The sequence below is a fragment of the Parendozoicomonas haliclonae genome, from assembly GCF_900174585.1.
GTDB lineage: Bacteria > Pseudomonadota > Gammaproteobacteria > Pseudomonadales > Endozoicomonadaceae > Sansalvadorimonas > Sansalvadorimonas haliclonae.
Genome location: NZ_FWPT01000009.1, coordinates 70536 through 91604 on the forward strand (window position 1 = coordinate 70536; position 21069 = coordinate 91604).

Consider the following 21069-nt stretch of genomic DNA (forward strand, 5'->3'; position numbering starts at 1 on the left):
TCCTGTCTCCCTGTACGCATTAACGGGGATTCGTTCTGCATGTTTGATGTCCATCTCCATAAGGTCGGTTTGGCTTATGGTGATCTGCAGGTTTTTCAACAGCTGGATCTGAGCTTAAAGGCCGGGCAGTGGACCTGTCTTCTTGGTGGCAGTGGTGTCGGGAAAACCACCTTGCTGCGTATGGTGGCCGGTCTGGTGGATCAATCCGATATCCGGGTTGAAGGTCGGGTGACTTGTGATGACGGACAGCCTTTAGCCGGACGTATTGCCTGGATGTCACAGCAGGATTCCCTGCTGCCTTGGGCCACTGTGCTGGATAACATTACTATCGGTGAACGGTTACGCACCCGGAAATTTCTACGCCGAAGCCGCCTCTCTTCCGAAGCTCTTGATCGGGCACACCATATGCTGGAGCTGGTCGGTCTGGATGAAAAGGCCAGGGTGTTGCCCCAGAACTTATCTGGTGGACAGCGCCAGCGGGTGGCTCTGGCCCGTACCTTGTTTGAAGATCGCCCGGTTGTACTGATGGATGAACCTTTTGGTGCGCTGGATGCAATTACCCGCCTGAATCTTCAGGATATGGCTTGTGACCTGCTGGCGGGAAAAACCGTTATGCTGATCACCCATGATCCTCTGGAAGCCCTGCGCCTGGGGCATGCTGTTTACCATTTGCGTGGTCATCCGGCGCAGTTGACCGATGCGATTACCCCTCCGGGCAAGATTCCCCGCTCTCTGGATAATGCTGAACTGATGACGTTGCAGGGTGTGCTGCTGGATCGTCTGCGTCATGAGGAGAGTGTCGCATGAGTAAGCGTTTTGCTGTCCTCAAGCCGTTGCTGGTGTTTATCGGCATCCTGTTGCTCTGGCAGGGATTGGTGGTGGGGCTGGAAGTGCCGTCGTTTATTATCCCTGACCCCGTTTCTGTCTTTAAGCGCATGGTTAGCGATGCCGGACTGCTGTGGGAACATGCCCTGGTAACGATGGCCGAGATGCTGATGGGCCTGACTCTGGGCGTTTTGTTTGGCGTATTGATGGCGCTGACCCTGGTGTATTTTGTTTCCCTACGGCCCTGGTTGCTGCCGCTCCTGCTGGTAACTCAGGCAATTCCTGTCTTTGCGTTAGCCCCGGTGCTGATGCTCTGGTTCGGTTATGGCATGGCGTCCAAAGTCATTATGACCGTGCTGATTATTTTCTTTCCTGTGGCCACTTGCTGCTATGACGGCCTCCGACAAACCCATCAGGGTTGGCTGGATCTTGCTCAGACCATGGGCGGTGGCTCCTGGGCGGTGTTGCGCCTTGTACGCTGGCCTTCTGCTTTACCGGCATTAGCTTCCGGCCTGCGCGTAGCGGTGGTTGTGGCTCCTATCGGTGCAGTTGTCGGAGAGTGGGTCGGCTCCAGTGCCGGTCTGGGCTATCTCATGCTGCAGGCCAATGCCCGTTTGTGGGTGGACTTGATGTTTGCTGCGCTCACAGTACTGGCCATCTGCTCAGTCGGGCTTTACTACTTCACTGATCTGTTACTGAAACGTCTGATTCCCTGGCAGACCAGTCACCATTAATTTCCATCAATAAGAATATGAGAGGACAAACGACAATGTTGAAGAAACTGGCCGCAGGCCTGATGTTATGTTTTGCGGCGACGGCCAGCGTGGCAGCCTTCGCTAAAGAGCTGCCGAAAGAGCAGCCAAAAGAACTGACCCTGATGCTGGAGTGGTTTATCAACCCGGATCATGGGCCGATTATTGTGGCGCAGCAGAAGGGCTACTTCGAGCAGGAAGGGGTGAAGGTTACCATTCAGGAGCCGGCTGATCCGGACCTGCCGCCGAAACTGGTGGCGGCCAATGATGTCGATCTTGCTGTTTATTATCAGCCAAGCCTGATTCAGGCGGCCAGCGAAGGGTTGCCTCTGGCCTGGGCTGGAACTCTGGTGGCCACACCGCTGGATGGTCTGATTGTATTGAAAGACGGCCCGATCAAAAGCCTGGCGGATATGAAAGGCAAGTCCATCGGCTTTAGCGTTAATGGTTCCGAGAAGGCGATTCTCGATACCATGTTTAAGCCGTATGGTTTTGGCGCGGAAGATGTGAAGACCGTGAATGTGGGTTGGAATCTGTCGTCTTCTCTGATGACTGGCCGTGTGGATGCTCTGCTGGGCGCTTACCGAAACTTTGAATTGAACAGCCTGGAGCTGCACAAGAACTCGGGCAAGATGTTCTTTATCGAAGAGCACGGTGTGCCGCCTTACGATGAGCTGATCTTTATCGCCAACAGCAAGACTGCTGATAAAGAAGCGATTCGGCGTTTTCTGAGAGCCGTGGAGCGTGGAGCCCAGTTTATTGCCAACAACCCGGAAGAGGGCTGGAAGGTGTTTCGGGATTCCAAGCCGGAAGCGCTGGATAATGATCTGAACCGTATGGCCTGGATTGATACTGCTGACCGTTTCGCCCTGCGTCCGGCCGCCGTTGATAAAGGCCGCTACCAGCGTTATGCCGAGTTTCTGAAGGAGTTTGGTGAGATCAAGCAGGTACCTGACCTCAAAACCATGATGCTGGAGCTGTATTAATCTTTAATGATTAATCCCTGCTGTGTTTGCCGGTTACTGTTCCAGTTCGCTGGCAAACTTGCGGGTCATCAGTTTCTGGTAAGCCCTGGGCATCAGTTTGTATAACACGCTGGCTGCCCAGGTCTTCCTGTCCGGAAATAACCGTTCTTTTCCCTGATCCAAAGCTTTCAGTATCGCGGTGACTGTTTCACTGGCCGTGCGCATCTGGCCAATGGTTGAACGCTGGTGGCGGGCAGGCTGACCATCATGCCCCAGAGCATTCTGCTCAATCGGCGTGTCCAGAAAACTCGGGTAGACCATCAGTATATGGATGCCTTGGTGGCGAACTTCGCAGCGCAGGGTTTCAAAGAATTGGTTCAGGGCGCTCTTGGCGGCACAGTAACCGGCTCGACCAAGAACCGGCATCCAGCTGGCCATGGAGCTGATATTGATAATGGTTCCATGGCTTTTCTTCAACAAAGGCAGCAGGCCGAGAGTCAGTTCTACTGGTCCCTTATAGTCCACATCCATCACCCGTTGGAAAACCCGGGCGTGGGTTTTGGTAACCAGAGAGCGGTGGGTGATACCGGCATTATTGACCAGAATATCTATCTGCGGGTGCGACTCGGTGACTTGGGATGTGAGGTTTTCAACGGCTTGAGAATCGGACAGATCGACGACAAAGGATGAAACATCAAGCTGAGAATACTGGTCGGTGAGTTCCTGCTGCCGTGTTTCCAATAGCTCTTTTTGAATATCCACCAGAACCAGTTGTCTGGCTCGGGGCGCAAATTGCCGGGCCAGTTCCCAGCCCAAGCCACTGGCGGCTCCGGTAATCAGAATTGTGCTCATAACGGTTACTGCAATGTCTCGTTGTTATTTGTGTTGTTAGGGTCTGTTGACGTTTTGTGATGCGGCTCAGTGAGTCTGGAAGCCGTTCATCGTTAGAAAGGCTTGTGAAAATCGTAGTTGCCCTACATTAAGCAAGCCTGACGCAGCGAGGGGCGGCTTCCAGCCTCACCCGGAGGGCTTTCCCGAGAGCTTCCATGGCGTCGTTACAGCGATTTGAAAGGCAACAAGCATTCCTGCATCGCTGTGCCTAGCCCTGAAAACTCTCGGGAAAGCTGAGCGCGATCACAAAACGTCAACAGACCCTAGGTGGCATCTCTTTGCTTTTGATGTCGTAAATAGAAATCAAAAGTCTCGGCTGAAGTTTTTTCCGGGGTGTAGCCAAAAGTCTCTTTCAGAGCCTTGTTACTCAATACCGGGCGGTAACGCAGGAAATTAATTTGTTCCGGCCCGTAAGGCGTTAAGCGCAGGGTCTGGCCCAGCCACAACAGGCTTTTTATCAGCCATGGTGCCAGACACATGACCGGTTTGTTCAGCTTGTCGCCCAGGTTATAAATCGTCAGTGCGCCATCGCCGGCCATATTGAAAATGCCGGTTTTGCTTTCTGTCACACCTATCTCAATCGTGCGTACCAGATCCTGATCCCAGATAAAGACAAAGGGAGAACGTGAGCCTTGAACAGCCAGCAGTGCACGGCCTTCAAACAGACGGGTAATCATATTACTGGTGGTTGCTCCCAGTACGGTCCCCGGGCGCAGGATCAGCTGCTTGAGCTGGGGCTGACACTGACGATAGCTGGCCAGCATCTCTTCGACCTGTCGTTTATGATCGGAATAGGAGAACTCTTTGTTACCCCGCAAAGCGTCGCTTTCTGATATCCATTCCGGGTTGTCAGCATAGTAACCGTAGGCCGCGCCGCTGCTGGTCACCGTCAGATGCCGGACATGACTGATCGTACAGGCCTCCAGCACATTGCGGGTGCCCAGTACATCCACACGGTAGTCGTGCTCGCGGTCGCGTGACGGCTCAACAATACTGGCCAGATGAATCACATGGGTGATCCCGCACTCGGTCATGGTTTTGGCCAGGTCCGGACTGCAGATATCCATAATCAACAGCGGGAACAAAGCCTGATCGGTATCGCGGATATCGGTGCCGATCACTTTCAGGCCCTGCTCGGTCAGGCGATTGCCCAGCTGCAGGCCGATATAGCCGGCAGCGCCGGTAATCAGAATGGTTTTTTCGGTGTTCATCCCTGTAACTCCGGAGATTTCCCGGTCAGACGGTTATCCCTGGCTGACCACCACAGGGCCAGCCCAAGCCCGGTAATCAGATGCCAGACGCCCCAAAGTGCGGCCACCAGGATCATGGCACCCTGACCGGGGAAGAAGGTAAATAATATCGACAGTGCCAGGCCGGAATTCTGAATGCCGACTTCCAGTGTGACCGCTCGTTTGTCTTGTTCAGGCAGCCCGAAGGTGCGGGCACTGAGCTGGCCAATCAGCAGGGCAATCAGGTTATGGGCAATCACCAGCAGGGCCAGCAGCCCAAGTACGGAAGGCAACAATTCACGATTCTTGAAAATGCCCAGACCCACAAATGCAAACAGGGCCAGCACGGAGAAGTTGCGGAAAGGCTTTTCCAGACGTTGAGCGAGCCGGGGAACGTGATGCCCGATCAGCATACCCAGAACCAGAGGAATACCGATCACAAACACAAACAGCACCACAATCTGCCACGGGTCGAGAGCGATATCCTGCAACAGTGGTCGGGTATAAGGGTTCAGGCTGGCATATAAGGCAAAATTAAACGGCGTCATGATGATGGCCGCCAGACTCGATACGGCGGTCATGCTAATCGAGGTGGCGACATTGCCCCGGGCGATAAACGTCATCACATTGGAGAACGAACCGCCAGGGCAGGCTGCGACCAGCATCATGCCCAGTGCCAGAGCCGGATCAATTTGCAGCTGCCAGGTGGCGAGGCAGGTCAGGGCCGGCAATATCAGGAACTGAGCCAGCAGGCCAACGACAGGGGCCTTAGGCTTTCTGGCGACCCGGATAAAGTCCACAGGTTTAAGACCCAGCGAGACGCCAAAAATAATAATGGCCAGAATCAGGTTTAGCGCCAGCAGGCTACCGGGGTTTAACGCTGCAGACGTTTCCGGACTCATGCCGGCTCCCCCGTTGTTTGCTGGAGTGCGGGATTCAGGTCTTGTCTGAGTGCATGGATATGGCCATTAACGGCCTTGCGGTAGGTTTCTTTTTCTACGTAATAGGCCATCCGATCCAACTTCAGATAGTCATAGCCGCCATCTGCACGGTTATGGGCTTCTGCTTTTTTGATCTGCTGCAGCTTTTGGGCGCTGGCCTTGCCATCGGTGAGCTGACGAATGTAAAGTGCGATCATCTCCGCCTGTTCAGCACGCCCCTGCCAGCCAAGCCCGGCCGCTTCGACCATGCCCATCATAAACAGGTTGTCGTAATCCGGATGCATGGCATTGAGATAGAGAGACGGAGCGCCGCCCTGTTGCCAGTTCAGCAGCTCCCGGCGAATAAACGGGTAGTGCAGTTTATAACCGGTGGCCGTGAGTATCAGGTCGTAGTCCTGTTGCTCATCATTCTCAAAAGTGACGGTTTTGTCCGAGATATTTTGAATGCTGCCACGGGGAGTAATATCACCATGGCCAAGATGGTGCAGAATCAGGGAGTTGATTACCGGATGAGACTCATACATTCGGTAATCCGGGTCGGGCAGACCATACTGGCTGGGCTTGCCCATAATCATCCGGATCAGAAAGGCGTCCAGTGTCTGTTTAATCCGGCGGGGCAGACGAACTTTTCCACCCAAAGAATCCGACGGCTTACCCATAATGAATTTGGGTAGGAAGTAGTAGCCCCGGCGGGTGCTGAAATCGACCGAGTCCGCATGATGCACGGCATCCACGGCAATATCACAGCCACTGTTGCCTGCACCGATAATCAGCACACGCTTGCCTTTAAAGAGTTCAGGGGAGCGGTAATCGCAGGCATGGTACAGCTCACCGGAAAAGTTGCCGGGCAGCTCCGGTCGGTTGGGGTGATGCAAAGTGCCATTGGCAATCAGTACACCGGCAAACCGACGAACCTTCTTTTCACCCTGATGTTCGGTGGTGATAACCCACTTATCGCCCTCCGGCTCCACACTGACGACACGGGTGTTGAACTCATAATCTTTGCTCAACCCAAAATGGGCAGCATAGTCCTGAAAATACTGTTTAAGGGTGCTGTGCTTTGGGTAGGTCGGCGTGTGTTCCGGCATGGGGAATTCAGTGAATTCGGTCATACCCTTGGAGCTGATCAGATGGGCGCTGTCGTACATGGTGGAGTGGGGGTTATCGATATCCCACAGTCCACCGACATCGGAATGCTGTTCCAGCCCGGTATAGGCGATACCGTAACGTTGCAGCTGGCGAGCGCAGGCCAGGCCCATCGGGCCGGCACCTATGATCGCATAACGGTTTGCGTCGTCTTGATCCGGATTCATTGGTGATGTCGCTGTTTTTATTGTTATTGTCAGGGCATACTGACCATGTCGTATAAAAATAAATATAAGTCCTTTGTGGACTGAAAACACGTCCAACTTGGGACAGGCTGTCGGTACTTTCGGGACATGCAACAGCGTACTTTTGGCACAGGTGCACCGATTAGCACCACCTCCGTGAATATCCGTTATACCCGCGGTCTGGTTATGGCCCTGCAGATGCTTGGCTATCCGGTGCCCGGGGTCATGGTGGAGATCGAGGCTACTGCCGGTGAGAGTGGTCGAGGCTCTGTTGAGCTGCAGAACCAGTTTTGGGCAGAAACCATTGCTACCTGTGACGATCCTCTTCTGGGGCTGCGCATGGGCGCCCTCATGGAGTTCGGGCATCTGGATGTGATTGGTTACCTGTTGCTGAGCTGTGATTCTCTGGAGCAGGGGTTGGAACTGCTGGAAAGCTATTTCCCCATTATTGGTGGCGGTGGCCGGATTGAGCTGCAGTTGCCTGATAATCTCTGTCGTATTGTTTATAAGCACTCGTTTGTTTTGGGTGGCGAGCAGCGCACCGGTGTAGTGATGGCGCTGATGGCCAAGTTTGGGCGTCAGCTGCAAGGCGCGGAGTTTGGTATCACTGAAGTCACGCTGGTTCAGCCGGGCGATACCACACTCACGGCAAAGGCCTCTGAGCTGTTGGGATGTCCGGTGCGTATGGGGCAGAAGGAGAACAGTTTCTGTTTTTCCGCCGAGTTATTGAAGCGTCCTGTGTGTCAGTCCCATCCATTGGTTAAACAGCAAGTACGGACGGTAGCCGATCAGGCTTTGAAGCAGCTTGGCACGGTCGGGCTGCAGGGGCAGGTGCAAAAGCTGCTGGCTGATCATCTGCACTGGGGGCGGGAGCAGGTGGCGGATGCATTGCACCTGAGCCCCCGGCATCTCAGCCGGCGACTCTCTGCAGAAGGGTGTAGCTTTAAGCAGCTGCAGGAGCAGAGCCGCTGTCAGGTGGCGATGGAGAAGTTATGCAACAGTTCGCTAACGTCCAAACAGCTGGCCGAGCTGCTGGGCTTTAATGATGAAAGCGCATTTGCCCGGGCCTTTCGGCGCTGGACCGGACACTCTCCCCGTGAGTACCGATGTGTCCGGTGTGACAACGCCTAAAGTCGTTTGGGATATCTTTCCTTGGGAAGCATATTGTTGGCGACAAGATAATGCCCCAGCTGTCGCGGACTGGGCAGATACTTTGCCATCATGTTCTTGAAGTTATCATCCCACTCTGCCGGTTTGTTCAGGCCGTTGATCCACATTTGTTCAAGGCGGGGATCCACTCCGCTGTTGGCAATCCAATCTCCGCCTTTACCGATATTGAACTGATCGAGAAAACGGAAAGATTCCTCCCTGATCATCTCATCGGTCTGGCGGTTAATCTGGTAATCCATTGGGCTCAGTTGGGTCAGCGTTTCCTGGGTGGCGTCCTCTCGCAGATCCATCTTTTGATACATGGGGCGAGGATCACCCTGGTATTTTTTGCCCATACGCCCCGCGACCGTACCGGCCACCTGAGTGGTTACCCTGCTGGCAACCTGCAGCAGCATGATTTCCTGCATCCGTTCCGCCCAGCTGTTGACCATAACTCCCGGAACCTTTTCATTCTCCATGCGCACCCGTAAAGCCAGCATTATCTGAGGTGATTCGATCGCCAGCAGGCTTTTGCAGAAGTTGACCGGTGTGCTGAGATCTGTCTCCATCGCCTGATGGTAGGCTTTGGTGAGTTTGTTCAGGCCACCGAGAATATCTGAGGTTTTGGGATAGCCCCGCAGACGTTTGGCTGCCCGCATATAGGAGGGAGGTGGCGGGGCTTCACGCATGGATCTGCGCTTGGGTGGCTTGTAACGAGCCTCCATGGTCGCTTCCCCTTCCTTGGTTTCGTAGAGTTTCAGTTCTTCTGGGGTGCGCATGTCTTCAAAGGTGGTGATATGATTGCCGAAGGCCTGTGAGCGGCGAGGCATCAGGCTTTTGACCACGGTCAGGCCGGTCAGATTATGGAAGTCATTGATAAACTCGGTTTTGTCCACCAGTCCAGACTGAACATAAGACATCTGGCTCAGTGCATCGGTACGGGCTTGTCCTGTAACAGGACCGGCACGCTCCGGATCAAAACGGGCCAGATGTGGGTCAAGCTCGCTCATGAGCACTGACGTCTTCTTTTCCGCCTGATCATACAGTTTTTCACATTGCTGCTGGATTTTAGGGGGAACACCATTGCGATATTTGCCTGCAATCTGATTGGCTTGATTCATCAACTCGGTAACACTCTCGGCCTGCCCTCGGAAGTGAAAGAGTAAGGTGCTGGCGTCTGCATCCCCATGGGCCCGCTTCTCCAGATCGTGCAGATAGTCCTGCAGCAGATCAAAGTACTGCACTGAGATATGGCTGGCCATATCTCCACGGCTCAGGGGAACAATATCTTCGATTTTTGCACCGGTAGACTGCCGGGCTTCCTGCGCAGGTACCACTTCAGGCTGATCCTTAAACCGCACTCTTTTGCCTTTATCACTCTCTGTCCTGGCTTCCTGTTGGCCAGTTTTGACGGAGGTACTGATATCCTCTGGCTTGGGCTGAGCAGGTTCTTCAGCAAGCCCAAGGCGGGTTGCTGATTTCTGGAAATCGGGCATTAATGCATTGCCCAAAAGATAGACAACGGCGTTTGGCTGATCTTTATCATCCGAAAGCCACAGGTCCATCTGGATCAGGTGGCCCAGTTCATAACCTTCACGGGTCCGGGAGAACTCAACAATATAATGATCGAGGCGGTCATGGGGGGAGGAGCTGCCGGCAATACTGGCCAGTCGGCGGAAGTGGGTGTAATCCATTTGCTCCGGTGACATATCGAAGCCCGTCGCCGCTTTGAACTTGTCGGCATGGTTTGCCACCAGTTGCTGGCTGATAAACGTATCTAGTTTTTTTACCGTTCGCTCATAATCCTCTTCCGGGGTTTCAGCTACCAGTTTCTGGCGAAAGATCAGCAGGGTTTCCAGTATCTGCTTAGGGTCCTGTTTGAGCTCCAGAATTTTTTCCGGTGCCGCATGGTGGAGCTGCTCAGCCACCAGATAGTTGTCCATAAAGTCCTGTAATGTGGGAATCAGATCTTCGGCTTTCTCGATTTTTGTGGCGGTATGCTGAAGAGTGCTGACGACCTTTTCAGGGTTGGTCGCTGCCGGGAAGGTTGTTATCCAGGCGCTGAGAGCCGCTTTTAAATCCTCACCTTCAATCCAGGCCGGGTTCCGGCAGTCATGGGATTTATTGATAAGTCCGGTCAGGTGATTCCAGGCCTTATCACGTTGTGGGGACGATTTTCTAACCGGGGTTGGCACCATGCTGGCCGTCAGTGATGGGGTGGCAGAGAAAAACACGGCATCGTCTTCATCATCACTGCTTTCATCTCCACTGGTACTGACAACGGAGTGGGTGATGGGTTGTCCTGTTTCAGGTTCATTTTCTTCAGGCTCAGGTAAGGGCATGGACAGTGGGCGGATCAATGTCAGGCCACTTTCAGGGTCCTGGCCGGCAAAGAACTTTTCGGAAGGATCAGGGCGCAGGGTCACGCTTCCGGTATCGTCTGTGCTCTCATTATCTTCTGAAATGGCGGTGAGCGGCTCGTCTTCCCCCTTCCTAAGCATTTGGTCGAGAAGGTATTCATTGCAGGTTTTGAACACCAAAGAGGCTTCAACACTCTCAAAATCCAGCTGTTCAATATTGTAATCTGTCAGAGATTTGCTGGCGGTATCGGTATTCGACTCAGCGTTAAGGCTATCATTCTGGCCGGAGAGCTGGCGTTTGATAAATTTCTGGGTGACTGGACCCTTGGTATCTTCGGCGGAGCCAGGCTGATAAACAGGCAGGCTTTGGGAAGGTGAAGGAAGGCTGCTGGGTTTATCAAACATTATGGGAGGCTCCAAGGACGAATGGCTTTCCCAAGCTATCGGCTTACGGCCTTGATCTTTGATTCTCCAAGAGCCCTCAGGGCAGGGAGCGGGGCGGTTGCCAGACCATCAGGGCGAACTCTTCACCGTTATCCCGGTAGGCTTGCCAGGGGCGAGCTATCACAGCAGGAGCCTGCTCTGGCAATGCGGAGCAGAATCCGTGGGCGGTATAGAAATCGACAAGATAAGCGTAGGGATAGCACCAAACCGGAGCATTGAGACCTTGAAGGCAGGCGGTCAGCAGCTGGCCGCCTATGCCAAGCCGGCGCTGATCCCCGGCAATCCATAGGCTGCGCAGCAGCCAGATATCGCCTTTGTGGATCAGGCGAACGGCGCCGACGATGCGGTCCCCTGACCGGGCCAGAGTGACCCGATCATCACGCCCGCATTTGCCCTTGTGACCATTGGCTTTATAAAAGCGGTTCACCAGCCCGAGTTCGGAGCCGGTGGCCTGCTGAAAGGTCAGGAGTGGCGGGGACACAGAACCTCGGGCTTAGTCTTCGTCGATAATGTCGGCCAGCCAGGGTGCATCCGGCAGTTGATCCAGTTTTTTGCAGTAGCTGTCCAGATCAAAAGCGTTGCCGGAGGTGACCATCGCTTCCATTTCCAGGCCCATGGCGCAGGCCATGAGTTCAATGGCATCACTGCGTTCGGTGCCGGTCATCACCAGCCGCATCAGGGTTTCCTTAACCCGGATTGGATTGCCTTCTTCCAGCTGATTTTCAATGATGGTCTTCAGTTGTTCGCCGTCGAGCAGTTCGTCAGTCATGGTGTTTTATCAGTACAACAGGAAAACGCGCATGATACGGCAGAGTTAAGGCTTCGGCGAGCGGGAATCCTGATGTCTGATAAAGAACGGCTTAATCGAGAAACGTAACCAGTACCGTCATATTATCTGCGTAATTTTCGATGCTTTCCTGGCCAAAGCCATGCACCACGTTTCTGGTGGCGGCCAGACAAAGTTCAATAAGCATTGTCGCAATAGCACTCTCATTAGCACTGTTGGCACGCATATGGGCGACCAGGGTTCCCACCTGTTCACTGGTGCAACAGTCTGAGACTCCATCACTGAACATCACCAGGGTCTGTGGATTACCTGTCGATGGCATATGGAAACGAACAATATCAGGGCGTGGCGAGTAGCCATGCAGTTGTCCGTCACCAAGACCGCGGGCCGGCTCAATATGATGTGCGACACGCACTGGACCCCCGGGCTCATCATCGGCTATGCCTACCGTGCCGAAACGTTTATAGACCGAAGAGTGGTAGTCTTTGTTACACGCCCTCATATCAGTACTGAGCTGGGTGGTGAGAGTGCCATCGACAACCAGAGCCCGGCAGTCTCCGGCATTGGCAACGACCAGTGTGTCACCTTCGATAATGACAGCGCAGGCGGTAGAACCATGGGTATAGCCACAGCCCTGATTTCTGAGCTGGAGGGAAGTATCGGTAAAGGCGGTTTTCATGGCATTAAAATTGGCTACGTCAGGATATAGAACCTCCCGGTAATTCAGCAGGTTTTGCATGACATGGGATGGCAGGAATTCTGATGCTGTTGTGGAACACTCTTCGCCACCATGACCATCAAACACGGCCATCAGATGACAACCCTGTAAAGATGGCTGTTCATCACCCAGATGTTTATAGGTTGAGCAGTCTTCCTGGTAGGGGCGACCACCTACAGTCATGGCCTGAGCATAGGACAGTGTATTGTCACCCCGTGCTAGCGTTGCGAAAGCGTGCGGGAAGCCAACAGGCGGAATCTTGTTGTTATAGAGGTAATCATTCAGCAGGCTGGCAAAGGCTGACCGGTAAACGCTCTGATAGGGGGATTGGCTCTCCTTTTGCTCTTGTGCTTTGGTCCGCGCTTTTTCCAGTTTCTTTTCCACCTGTTCCTTGTCCACCACAAGCCGGTATTCAAGATCCATCAGATACATCTTCTCGAGCGTTGTCAGGGTGCGGTATTGCGGACCATTGGCAGTGGTTTTGACGATGTGCGGGTATTTATGGGATTGCAGCATAACTCTTTGCCTGCAGCTGAGACGTATGTCACCTGACTCATCTGGCGGCAGGAAGGCATCGGCTTCAAGACGTTTTCCCGGTAATACTCCGGTGGCATGAAACTCCCCGTCCTGCAGATTCTTCTGCTCGGCATCGACCAATGTGACTTTTTTGCCATCGAAGGTTTTGGGAATACCATCGGGCTTGTTTGGTGGTGTCGGCTCTTCCTGAGGCTGGCTTCGTCGGTGGGGAGGGATATATTTCCCTGCTGGTGATGCCATGTCCTTGCTCTCTCACTTTTAAAGTCAAAAACGATAGAGTGCCGGACACAGTCGTTGGTTGCCGGAAAGCGGCGTTTGTCAGCGATACTAAGCAGATTGTCAGCCGCTCGCTTGCAGCTATGCTTTTGCAGATAGGTGATGTTTACCTGCTGGGTTGCAGCAATTACCCCCTTGCCTGAATGAGGTTCGCCCTGTAGGCTGCGCGCTTTTGTCCGCCGGGCGGGCATAAAAATAATTACGACAATACGATTACCAGAACGCTGACAGGACACGCCATTGATCTCTACAGCCAATATCACCATGCAGTTCAGCGACAAGCCGCTGTTCGAAGATATCTCCGTGAAATTCGGTGATGGAAACCGTTACGGATTGATTGGTGCCAACGGTTGCGGCAAATCCACCTTTATGAAAATCCTGACCGGTGAGCTGGAACCCTCTGCCGGTAACGTCAGCCTGATGCCAAACACCCGTATGGCCAAGCTGAATCAGGATCAGTTTGCCTACGAAGAATTCACGGTTATCGATACTGTGCTGATGGGCCACGCCGAGCTGTGGAAAGTGAAGGCTGAGCGTGACGCGATCTATGCCAAAGGCGATATGTCGGAAGAAGAAGGCATGCGCGTGGCCGATCTGGAAGTCATGTTCGGTGAGATGGATGGCTACTCTGCCGAAGCTCGTGCCGGTGAACTGCTGCTCGGTCTGGATATTCCTCTGGAGCAGCATTACGGCCCGATGAGCGCCGTGGCTCCAGGCTGGAAGCTGCGTGTGCTGTTGGCGCAGGTGCTGTTTGCTGATCCAGATATCATGCTGCTGGACGAACCAACCAATAACCTGGATATCAACGCCATTCGCTGGCTGGAAGGTGTTCTGAAGCAGCGCGACTGCACCATGATCATCATCTCCCACGACCGTCACTTCCTGAACAGTGTCTGCACTCATATGGCGGATCTGGACTACGGTCGTCTGACTGTGTTCCCGGGCTCCTACGATGAGTACATGACCGCTGCCGAGCAGGCTCGCGAACGTACTCAGGCGGACAACGCCAAGAAGAAGGCACAGATCGCTGAACTGCGTACCTTCGTCAGCCGCTTCTCTGCTAACGCCTCCAAGGCCAAGCAGGCGACGTCTCGTATGAAGCAGATCGATAAGATCAAGCTGGAAGAGATCAAGCCATCCAGCCGACAGTCGCCGTTTATCCGTTTCGATCAGGAAAAGAAACTGTTCCGTAACGCGCTGGAAGTGACCAAGCTGGCCCAGGGTTACGATGAACTGCTGTTCAAAGATGTAAACATGCTGGTGGAAGTAGGCGAGCGCATCGCCATTATCGGCCAGAACGGTATCGGTAAAACCACGCTGCTGCACACTCTGGCCCGTCAGTTCGAGCCAAAGGCCGGTGAGGTGAAGTGGTCCGAAAACGCCAAACTGGGTTACTACGCCCAGAACCACGCGTCCGACTTTGAACAGGATATGAACCTGTTTGACTGGATGAGCCAGTGGCAGAACGAAGGTGAAGATGAGCAGACTATCCGTGGCACTCTCGGTCGTATGCTGTTCTCCTCCAACGATATCAAGAAGTCCGTGAAGGTTATCTCTGGTGGTGAGCAGGGCCGTATGCTGATCGGTAAACTGATCCAGCAGAAGCCAAACGTGCTGCTGATGGACGAGCCGACCAACCACATGGATATGGAAAGCATCGAAGCTTTGAACCTGGCGCTGGAAAACTACCCTGGAACCCTGGTGTTTGTTTCCCACGACCGTCAGTTCGTATCCTCCCTGGCGACCCGGATTATCGAGATCACCGACAGCGGCGTGACCGACTTCCACGGTTCCTACGATGATTACCTGAAGAGCCAGGGCATCGAAGGCTGATCGTATTCGGTTGTTAAAGAGATCCCGGCATAGCTTTGGCTGTGCCGGGATTTTTTATGCATGGACGCCTATCACATTCCGGCAGAACAGGCTGTCTTGCATATACTTTGCTTCCTGTTGTGTTATGTCGGATATCTTCCATGCCTGAAGGAATCTACCTGCTTCACTCGAACCATCCGCCAGCGGGTGATCAGCCGGAAGCTATTGCACGACTAATTGCCGGTATTGAAAGCGGCAAAACACATCAGATTCTGAAAGGGGTTACCGGTTCCGGTAAAACCTTCACCATGGCCAATGTCATCCATAGGCTGGAGCGTCCGGCTCTGATTCTTGCCCACAATAAAACCCTGGCTGCCCAGCTCTACAGTGAGATGAAGCATTTCTTTCCGGAAAATGCAGTGGAGTATTTTGTCTCTTATTACGATTACTATCAGCCCGAGGTTTATATCCCGGGTTCCGACCGTTTTATTCGCAAGGACTCTGCCATCAATGCTCATCTTGAGCGACAAAGGTTATCAACAACCAAGTCCCTGATTGAGCGGCCTGATGTTGTGGTGGTTGCGTCAGTGTCTTCTATTTACGGGCTGGGGGATCCGGATATTTATCGTGCTTTGCAGGTGCCTCTGGTGACAGGGATGACGGTTGAAAGACACAACCTGATTGAACGGCTGGCGCAGTTGCAGTACGAGCGCTGTAGCAGAACCATTGAACGGGCCACCTTCCGGGTGACGGGGGATGTGATCGATATCTTTCCTGCGGACTCGGAGCATCGGGGGGTGCGGGTAGAGCTGACCGATAATGTGATCAGCCGCTTGTCATGGATTGATCCGGTATCCGGTGACGTTCTTGGCTCTCTTGAGCATTACAGGGTCTCCCCGAAAACACTGTATTCGACGCCACGTGATCGTATTGAGCAGGCCTGTGAAAAAATTCGGGCGGATATGGAGCAGCGTGTTGAAGAGCTGAATCGGGACAACCGTGTTGCTGAGGCTGGTCGGCTTTACGAGCGTACGGAAGCGGATATAGAGGCAATGCAGCTGAGAGGCTACTGCTCAGGGATGGAAAATTATGCCGGCTACTTTAATGGTCGGGATTCTTCATTGCCGCCGACGACGTTGATGGACTATCTGCCCCGGGATGGGCTGCTGTTTATTGATGAATCCCATGTGATGGTGCCACAGATTTCTGCCATGTATCGCAGTGATAAAAGCCGTAAGGACACACTGGTTGATTATGGTTTCCGGTTGCCTTCTTCCCACGCCAACAGACCGTTGACCTTTGCGGAATTTGAAGCGATCAAGCCACAGACCATTTTTGTCTCTGCAACACCAGGGAGTTATGAACTGGGAAAAACCGGCGGCGAGGTGATCAGCCAGTTGATACGTCCAACCGGGCTTTTGGACCCTGAGGTGCAGGTTCGACCCATGGCATCCTGGGAGGAGGATTTACTGGCAGAGATTCGCGAGCGGGTCGCAAGGCAGGAAAGGGTCTTGGTGACCACGTTGACCAAGGCCAGTGCTGAGGCTCTGGAACAATTTATGAGGGTGAATGGGATCAACGCCAATACCCTTCACTCCGATGTAAAAACGGATGATCGGATTCGGCTGATCAAGGAGCTGAGGGCTGGTGACTATAATGTGTTGATAGGGATTAACCTGTTGCGTGAAGGTCTGGATATTCCCGAAGCTTCCCTGGTAGTGATCTTGCATGCAGACCGTGCCGGCTTTTTGCGATCGGTGCAGGCTCTGATTCAGATCATTGGTCGGGCTGCCCGTAATGCCAATGGGCTGGCGATTCTCTATGCGGATAAGATAACCCCGGCGATGCAGCAGGCTATTGATGAATCCTCTCAGCGTCGCGATATTCAACAGGCCTACAATCAGGCGAATGATATTTCTCCCCGAACCCCATCTCGCACTTCGGGTGATCTGGTTGAGACGGCCCGGGAGCCTGAAGTCATCACTGTTGCCTTTTGTGATTCGCTGGAATCCCTGTGCCATGAGATTACCCGACGTGAGAAGGATATGCTGGATGCCGTCGATAATCAGGATGAGGTACGTGCAAAGCAATTGCGCCAGGAGCTGCGAGCGCTGTATAAACAAACCATTTTTATGGATGCCTGAGACATAATCAGCTTTTTAGTTCATAAGCAGGCAAGAGTCGTTACTCTGGTGGTTTCACATTTTCTTGATAACGGTGTTTGGCGCGTTGTTTCCCGCATAGCCAAAGGGGAAGGGCTCTCGTTATAATTCCCGGTTATAAGTAACCTGATCATAGTGGTGTGAATCAGGTACAACAGCTGTTGCTTCCTTAATAGCTGTGATTTCCGGAAGAAGTTAGGATGTCCTCAACCCTGTTTTCCCTCCCGCGTGTCGCTAAAGAGATGCGGGAACTTTGGGCTTTGTCCCTGCCTATTATTATTGCCCAGCTTGCTGCAGCAGGGATGACCTTTGTTGATGTGAGCATGTCAGGGCAGTATTCCTCCCTGGATCTGGCAGCCGTTGCTATTGGCAGCAGCTTCTGGACACCGGTCTATATGCTGGTGCGTGGTGTGCTGATGGCGATGACACCGATTACGGCCCAGCTCTATGGAGCCGGTGAGCTGGATCAGATTGCCGCCAAAACCCGCCAGGGTGCCTGGATTGCTTTGCTGTTGTCGTTTGTCTGCGTGTGGGTGGTTATCAATCCCGGTGTGTTGTTTGATGCCATGGGCGTTGAACCACGTATTGCCGCACTGAGTGAGCAGTATCTGATCGCGCTGTCCTGGAGCCTTCCGGGGATGTGTCTGTATCAGCTGATGGCCAGCTACTGTGAAGGCTTGTCGGATACCCGTACGCCGATGATTATCAGTGTGTTCGCAGTGCTGCTGAATATTCCCGCCAACTATATCCTGATTTACGGCAAGTTCGGCTTCCCGGCATTAGGCGCAGTCGGCTGTGGTTATGCCACGGCATTGTGTTTCTGGGTAATGGCAGTATTGCTGGGGCTGTATCTGCGATTCGGTGCCCGCCATAAGCGAACCCAGCCGTTTACTCGCTTTGAGTGGCCGAACAAGGGTGATATCGGTGCCCACCTGAAAGTCGGTGTGCCAGTGGGCATGGCTCTGTTTGTGGAAGTGTCGATCTTTTCGGTGATTGCCCTGATGGTCGGTGATATGGGCGTGTCAGTGGTGGCGGGTCATCAGGTGGCTCTGAACCTGGCCTCACTGGTTTACATTATTCCGGTTAGTCTGGCGGCGGGTATCACCATTATGGTTGGGCAGAGCCTCGGACGCGGTCATGCCAACAAAGCGGCCTATACCAGCCTGATCTCCATACTGGCGATAATTTTGCTGTCCGGCATTCTGGCAACATTTATTGTGATGTTCTCAGAATCGATCGCCGGCATTTATTCACAGGATGCGGCGGTTATTGCTCTGGCGGCTGAGCTGCTGATGTTCGCTGCACTGTTCCAGCTGGTGGATGGTGTACAGCTGGGATCCGTCGGTGCGCTGCGTGGCTACAAGGATACCCGGGCAGCTATGATCTATATGATGATTGCCTGCTGGCTGGTGGCTTTGCCACTGGGATATACCCTGGCACTGACCAGCCATCTGACAGCTGAACCAATGGGACCCCATGGCTTCTGGATTGGTCTGGTCACAGCGCTGACTATTGCGGCCATTCTGACATCGGTGCGTTTGTGGAACACCTGTCGTAGAACCATGCAGAATTGTGGGCAAACTCTGTGTTGATTACGCCTGTTGCTGGTGGCTGTGGCGCTTTAAGATCAGCCGCTTTTTACTAAGGGAGTCACCCATGGCCGAAGTGAAAGGTCCTTTCTGGCACACCAAGACGCTGACAGAGATGACCCGTGAGGAGTGGGACTCCCTGTGCGATGGCTGTGGCCGCTGCTGTCTGAATAAGCTGATCGATGAAGATGATAATGTGCAGACCACCGCTGTGGCTTGCAAGCTTCTCGATCTGCATAGCTGTCAATGTCAGGACTTTGCCAATCGCTGGGCCCATGTCCCTGACTGCATCCGTTTTACTCCGGAGAATCTGGAAGAGAACCTGATGTGGTTGCCGGACAGCTGTGCTTATCGTTTGCTCCATGAAGGCTATGATCTGCCGGAATGGCATCCGCTGGTGACCGGGGATCCGAACTCCGTCCATGAGGCGGGTTTCTCAATTCGGGGTATGGCCGTTTCCGAACTGGAGTGGCCAGACCCCGAAGAATGGCATCAGCTGATTATCGTCTCCGAAGAGTGACGATTAGACTCCACTTTAGAAGTCATCATCGTCGTCGTAATAGCTTTTGTTGGGGCGTGGGAAACCGGACAGGATTTTCTTCACGGCTGCCTTGATCTGGTCGGTACGCTCCATTGGTGAGGCCGTTTTGCTGATTCTGGCCCAGGAGCTGCCGCTCCAGATCACCTGCTTGTTGCGCGGGTTAATCACATCAAGAGTCAGTGTGCCTTCGTTATACGGGCGGAAGTTGGTGGTGCTATAAACGTTGGCTCCCCACGGATAGCTTGGGTAGTAGAAGCCGCAATCCAGGCAGTTGGATGTTTGAATCGCCTGCAGGCGTGGGCTGATTCGATAGGTCGCATGGATATAGAAATCCGCCATGCGGCCACGTTCGGTGCTGATATCGTTGGTTGGGATTTCAATAAAGCCTTTGGAGCGCAGGGTGCGGGTAACCGCCGAGGTTATACGCTTCTGGGTGAGGGCGTCGGCATCATAGCCGGACTCAACCGACGTCTTTTCCCCCGGATACCAGGCATAATATTTCAGGCTGCCCAAAGACACGGATGGGTTGTAATCCCAGTTAACGTTCCGTGAGGCACAGCCGCTGATTACCGCAGCCAGACCAAACAGAAAAATATAACGCACACACAACCTGATTGAACTGCAAGACGATATCATCACATAACCCCGGCTGTTGATTGTTGGTTTGGGCGCCTAAGTGTATGAGAAGATTGTCAGAGAGCAACGTGGCGGGAAAATTATTCATTGTGCATGCTCAACCGGCTGGCAGAGCATGCACAATAAGAGATGTAATCAGGAAAGCTTGATCAGCACCCGGCCAGTAACCTGACCATTGGTAATGGCTTCTGCCAGTTCCGGTACTTCTTCCAGAGAAACTTCCTGACCAACCTGATCGTAAACATCTTCCGGCAGCAGGTTCACCAGACGGTTCCAGGCCAGTGTTCTGCGCTCCAGCGGACACATCACAGAATCCACACCCAGCAGAGCAACATTGCGCAGGATGAACGGCATGACTGTGGTTGGCAGATCGAAACCACCGGCCAGACCGCAGGCCGCAACCGCACCACCGTAGTTTATCTGGGACAGAATATTGGCCAGCAGCTGGCTGCCAACGGTATCAATGGCACCAGCCCACAGCTGGCGATCCAGTGGACGGCCCGGCTCGCTGAACTGTTCCCGTGGCAGAACCTTGCTGGCGCCCAGAGAGGTCAGCATATCGCTGTTCTGTTCACGGCCGGAGATCGCTACGACTTCATAACCCAGACGGGACAGCAGGCTGACAGATACGCTGCCCACGCCACCGCTGGCACCGGATACCAGAATCGGGCCGTGGCTTGGGGTAATGCCGTAGTCTTCGAGAGCCATTACGCAGAGCATGGCTGTCAGGCCGGCAGTGCCGATGATCATGGCTTTACGGGCATCCATGTATTTCGGCATGTGTACCAGCTGGCTGGCTTTTACCCGGGCCATTTCGGACATACCGCCCCAATGGTTCTCACCCACGCCCCAGCCAGTCAGGATGACTTTATCGCCTGCAGTAAACAGCGGAGAAGCAGACTCTTCAACCGTACCGGCAAAATCAATGCCCGGCACCATCGGGAATTCACGAATGATCTTGCCCTTGCCGGTAATGGCCAGACCATCTTTGTAGTTCAGGGAGGAGTAATCAACCTTAACCAAAACATCCCCTTCGGGAAGGTCACTGATAGTGAGCTGGCGGATAGAAGACAGAGTTTTTTTATCTTCCTGCTCGAGAACGAGAGCCTTGAACATGGTATGTG

18 protein-coding genes are annotated in these 21069 nt (G+C 53.6%); 8 read left to right on the forward strand and 10 right to left on the reverse strand.

What is annotated here, in order from left to right; all coding sequences use genetic code 11:
- Positions 1–39 precede the first annotated feature (39 nt).
- From EHSB41UT_RS18145 to EHSB41UT_RS18155, 3 genes are read left to right on the forward strand one after another with little or no spacing between them, the layout of a single operon-like run.
- Positions 40–807: an ABC transporter ATP-binding protein gene (locus tag EHSB41UT_RS18145; RefSeq protein WP_087112274.1), complete on the forward strand. Its 768-nt coding sequence runs from the start codon at positions 40–42 to the stop codon at positions 805–807.
- On the forward strand, positions 804–1559 hold the full coding sequence (locus EHSB41UT_RS18150; protein WP_087112275.1) for an ABC transporter permease: 756 nt from the start codon (positions 804–806) through the stop codon (positions 1557–1559). The genes EHSB41UT_RS18145 and EHSB41UT_RS18150 overlap by 4 nt, the downstream gene beginning before the upstream one ends.
- 35 nt (positions 1560–1594) lie before the next feature.
- Positions 1595–2563, forward strand: a complete 969-nt coding sequence (locus tag EHSB41UT_RS18155; protein WP_242667359.1) for an ABC transporter substrate-binding protein — start codon at positions 1595–1597, stop codon at positions 2561–2563.
- A gap of 33 nt (positions 2564–2596) precedes the next feature.
- Here the strand turns inward: EHSB41UT_RS18155 and EHSB41UT_RS18160 are convergent, their stop codons facing one another.
- The 4 genes from EHSB41UT_RS18160 to EHSB41UT_RS18175 form a co-directional block, all read right to left on the reverse strand.
- Positions 2597–3394, reverse strand: coding sequence for an SDR family oxidoreductase (locus tag EHSB41UT_RS18160; protein ID WP_087112277.1), 798 nt, complete (start codon positions 3392–3394; stop codon positions 2597–2599).
- A 302-nt stretch (positions 3395–3696) separates the two neighbouring features.
- Positions 3697–4644, reverse strand: a complete 948-nt coding sequence (locus tag EHSB41UT_RS18165) for an SDR family oxidoreductase (protein WP_087112278.1) — start codon at positions 4642–4644, stop codon at positions 3697–3699.
- Positions 4641–5564 carry a bile acid:sodium symporter family protein gene (locus EHSB41UT_RS18170; RefSeq protein ID WP_087112279.1) on the reverse strand — a complete coding sequence of 308 codons (924 nt, stop codon included), beginning with the start codon at positions 5562–5564 and terminating at the stop codon, positions 4641–4643. The genes EHSB41UT_RS18165 and EHSB41UT_RS18170 overlap by 4 nt, the downstream gene beginning before the upstream one ends.
- Entirely contained in the window at positions 5561–6916 is a 1356-nt protein-coding gene (locus EHSB41UT_RS18175) for a flavin-containing monooxygenase (RefSeq protein WP_087112280.1), read from the reverse strand. Before EHSB41UT_RS18175 ends, EHSB41UT_RS18170 begins: the two co-directional genes overlap by 4 nt.
- Before the next feature lie 126 nt (positions 6917–7042).
- On the opposite strand from EHSB41UT_RS18175, the gene EHSB41UT_RS18180 reads away from it, so the two are divergent.
- Positions 7043–8065, forward strand: coding sequence for an AraC family transcriptional regulator (locus EHSB41UT_RS18180; RefSeq protein WP_087112281.1), 1023 nt, complete (start codon positions 7043–7045; stop codon positions 8063–8065).
- Here the strand turns inward: EHSB41UT_RS18180 and EHSB41UT_RS18185 are convergent.
- The 4 genes from EHSB41UT_RS18185 to EHSB41UT_RS18200 form a co-directional block, all read right to left on the reverse strand.
- Positions 8062–10848 (reverse strand): hypothetical protein, encoded by a 2787-nt coding sequence (locus EHSB41UT_RS18185; RefSeq protein ID WP_087112282.1) that lies wholly within the window; start codon positions 10846–10848, stop codon positions 8062–8064. The two genes, EHSB41UT_RS18180 and EHSB41UT_RS18185, sit on opposite strands and share 4 nt — an antisense overlap.
- 76 nt (positions 10849–10924) lie before the next feature.
- Complete coding sequence (locus EHSB41UT_RS18190) at positions 10925–11368, reverse strand: GNAT family N-acetyltransferase (RefSeq protein ID WP_087112283.1); 444 nt, start codon at positions 11366–11368, stop codon at positions 10925–10927.
- Between the two features lie 12 nt (positions 11369–11380).
- The gene (locus EHSB41UT_RS18195) at positions 11381–11656 is read right to left on the reverse strand and encodes a hypothetical protein (RefSeq protein ID WP_087112284.1); all 276 of its coding nucleotides are present in this window, start codon (positions 11654–11656) and stop codon (positions 11381–11383) included.
- Positions 11657–11747: 91 nt separating this feature from the next.
- Complete coding sequence (locus EHSB41UT_RS18200) at positions 11748–13169, reverse strand: PP2C family serine/threonine-protein phosphatase (protein ID WP_087112285.1); 1422 nt, start codon at positions 13167–13169, stop codon at positions 11748–11750.
- A gap of 276 nt (positions 13170–13445) precedes the next feature.
- Here EHSB41UT_RS18200 and EHSB41UT_RS18205 point away from each other — a divergent pair, with 276 nt between their 5' ends.
- From EHSB41UT_RS18205 to EHSB41UT_RS18220, 4 genes are all read left to right on the forward strand, one after another.
- Complete coding sequence (locus EHSB41UT_RS18205) at positions 13446–15038, forward strand: ABC-F family ATPase (protein WP_087112286.1); 1593 nt, start codon at positions 13446–13448, stop codon at positions 15036–15038.
- 140 nt (positions 15039–15178) lie between these two features.
- Entirely contained in the window at positions 15179–17161 is a 1983-nt protein-coding gene (gene uvrB, locus EHSB41UT_RS18210) for an excinuclease ABC subunit UvrB (RefSeq protein ID WP_087112287.1), read from the forward strand.
- Positions 17162–17379: 218 nt separating this feature from the next.
- Positions 17380–18771 carry an MATE family efflux transporter gene (locus tag EHSB41UT_RS18215; protein WP_087112288.1) on the forward strand — a complete coding sequence of 464 codons (1392 nt, stop codon included), beginning with the start codon at positions 17380–17382 and terminating at the stop codon, positions 18769–18771.
- Positions 18772–18835: 64 nt separating this feature from the next.
- A complete protein-coding gene (locus EHSB41UT_RS18220; protein WP_087112289.1) occupies positions 18836–19288 on the forward strand; it encodes a YcgN family cysteine cluster protein in 453 nt (150 codons plus the stop codon).
- A 15-nt stretch (positions 19289–19303) separates the two neighbouring features.
- Here EHSB41UT_RS18220 and EHSB41UT_RS18225 read toward each other — a convergent pair whose 3' ends face one another.
- Together EHSB41UT_RS18225 and acuI are read right to left on the reverse strand one after the other, a co-directional pair.
- Positions 19304–19912 carry a DUF4136 domain-containing protein gene (locus EHSB41UT_RS18225; protein WP_165767317.1) on the reverse strand — a complete coding sequence of 203 codons (609 nt, stop codon included), beginning with the start codon at positions 19910–19912 and terminating at the stop codon, positions 19304–19306.
- A gap of 168 nt (positions 19913–20080) precedes the next feature.
- On the reverse strand, positions 20081–21061 hold the full coding sequence (gene acuI / locus EHSB41UT_RS18230) for an acrylyl-CoA reductase (NADPH) (protein WP_087112291.1): 981 nt from the start codon (positions 21059–21061) through the stop codon (positions 20081–20083).
- Positions 21062–21069: the final 8 nt, after the last annotated feature.

Coding starts and splice junctions, on each gene's coding strand:
- EHSB41UT_RS18145 (WP_087112274.1), top strand. CDS start 40: ATGTTTGATGTCCATCTCCATAAGGTCGGTTTGGCTTATGGTGATCTG.
- EHSB41UT_RS18150 (WP_087112275.1), top strand. CDS start 804: ATGAGTAAGCGTTTTGCTGTCCTCAAGCCGTTGCTGGTGTTTATCGGC.
- EHSB41UT_RS18155 (WP_242667359.1), top strand. CDS start 1,595: ATGTTGAAGAAACTGGCCGCAGGCCTGATGTTATGTTTTGCGGCGACG.
- EHSB41UT_RS18160 (WP_087112277.1), bottom strand. CDS start 3,394: ATGAGCACAATTCTGATTACCGGAGCCGCCAGTGGCTTGGGCTGGGAA.
- EHSB41UT_RS18165 (WP_087112278.1), bottom strand. CDS start 4,644: ATGAACACCGAAAAAACCATTCTGATTACCGGCGCTGCCGGCTATATC.
- EHSB41UT_RS18170 (WP_087112279.1), bottom strand. CDS start 5,564: ATGAGTCCGGAAACGTCTGCAGCGTTAAACCCCGGTAGCCTGCTGGCG.
- EHSB41UT_RS18175 (WP_087112280.1), bottom strand. CDS start 6,916: ATGAATCCGGATCAAGACGACGCAAACCGTTATGCGATCATAGGTGCC.
- EHSB41UT_RS18180 (WP_087112281.1), top strand. CDS start 7,043: ATGCAACAGCGTACTTTTGGCACAGGTGCACCGATTAGCACCACCTCC.
- EHSB41UT_RS18185 (WP_087112282.1), bottom strand. CDS start 10,848: ATGTTTGATAAACCCAGCAGCCTTCCTTCACCTTCCCAAAGCCTGCCT.
- EHSB41UT_RS18195 (WP_087112284.1), bottom strand. CDS start 11,656: ATGACTGACGAACTGCTCGACGGCGAACAACTGAAGACCATCATTGAA.
- EHSB41UT_RS18200 (WP_087112285.1), bottom strand. CDS start 13,169: ATGGCATCACCAGCAGGGAAATATATCCCTCCCCACCGACGAAGCCAG.
- uvrB (WP_087112287.1), top strand. CDS start 15,179: ATGCCTGAAGGAATCTACCTGCTTCACTCGAACCATCCGCCAGCGGGT.
- EHSB41UT_RS18215 (WP_087112288.1), top strand. CDS start 17,380: ATGTCCTCAACCCTGTTTTCCCTCCCGCGTGTCGCTAAAGAGATGCGG.
- EHSB41UT_RS18220 (WP_087112289.1), top strand. CDS start 18,836: ATGGCCGAAGTGAAAGGTCCTTTCTGGCACACCAAGACGCTGACAGAG.
- acuI (WP_087112291.1), bottom strand. CDS start 21,061: ATGTTCAAGGCTCTCGTTCTCGAGCAGGAAGATAAAAAAACTCTGTCT.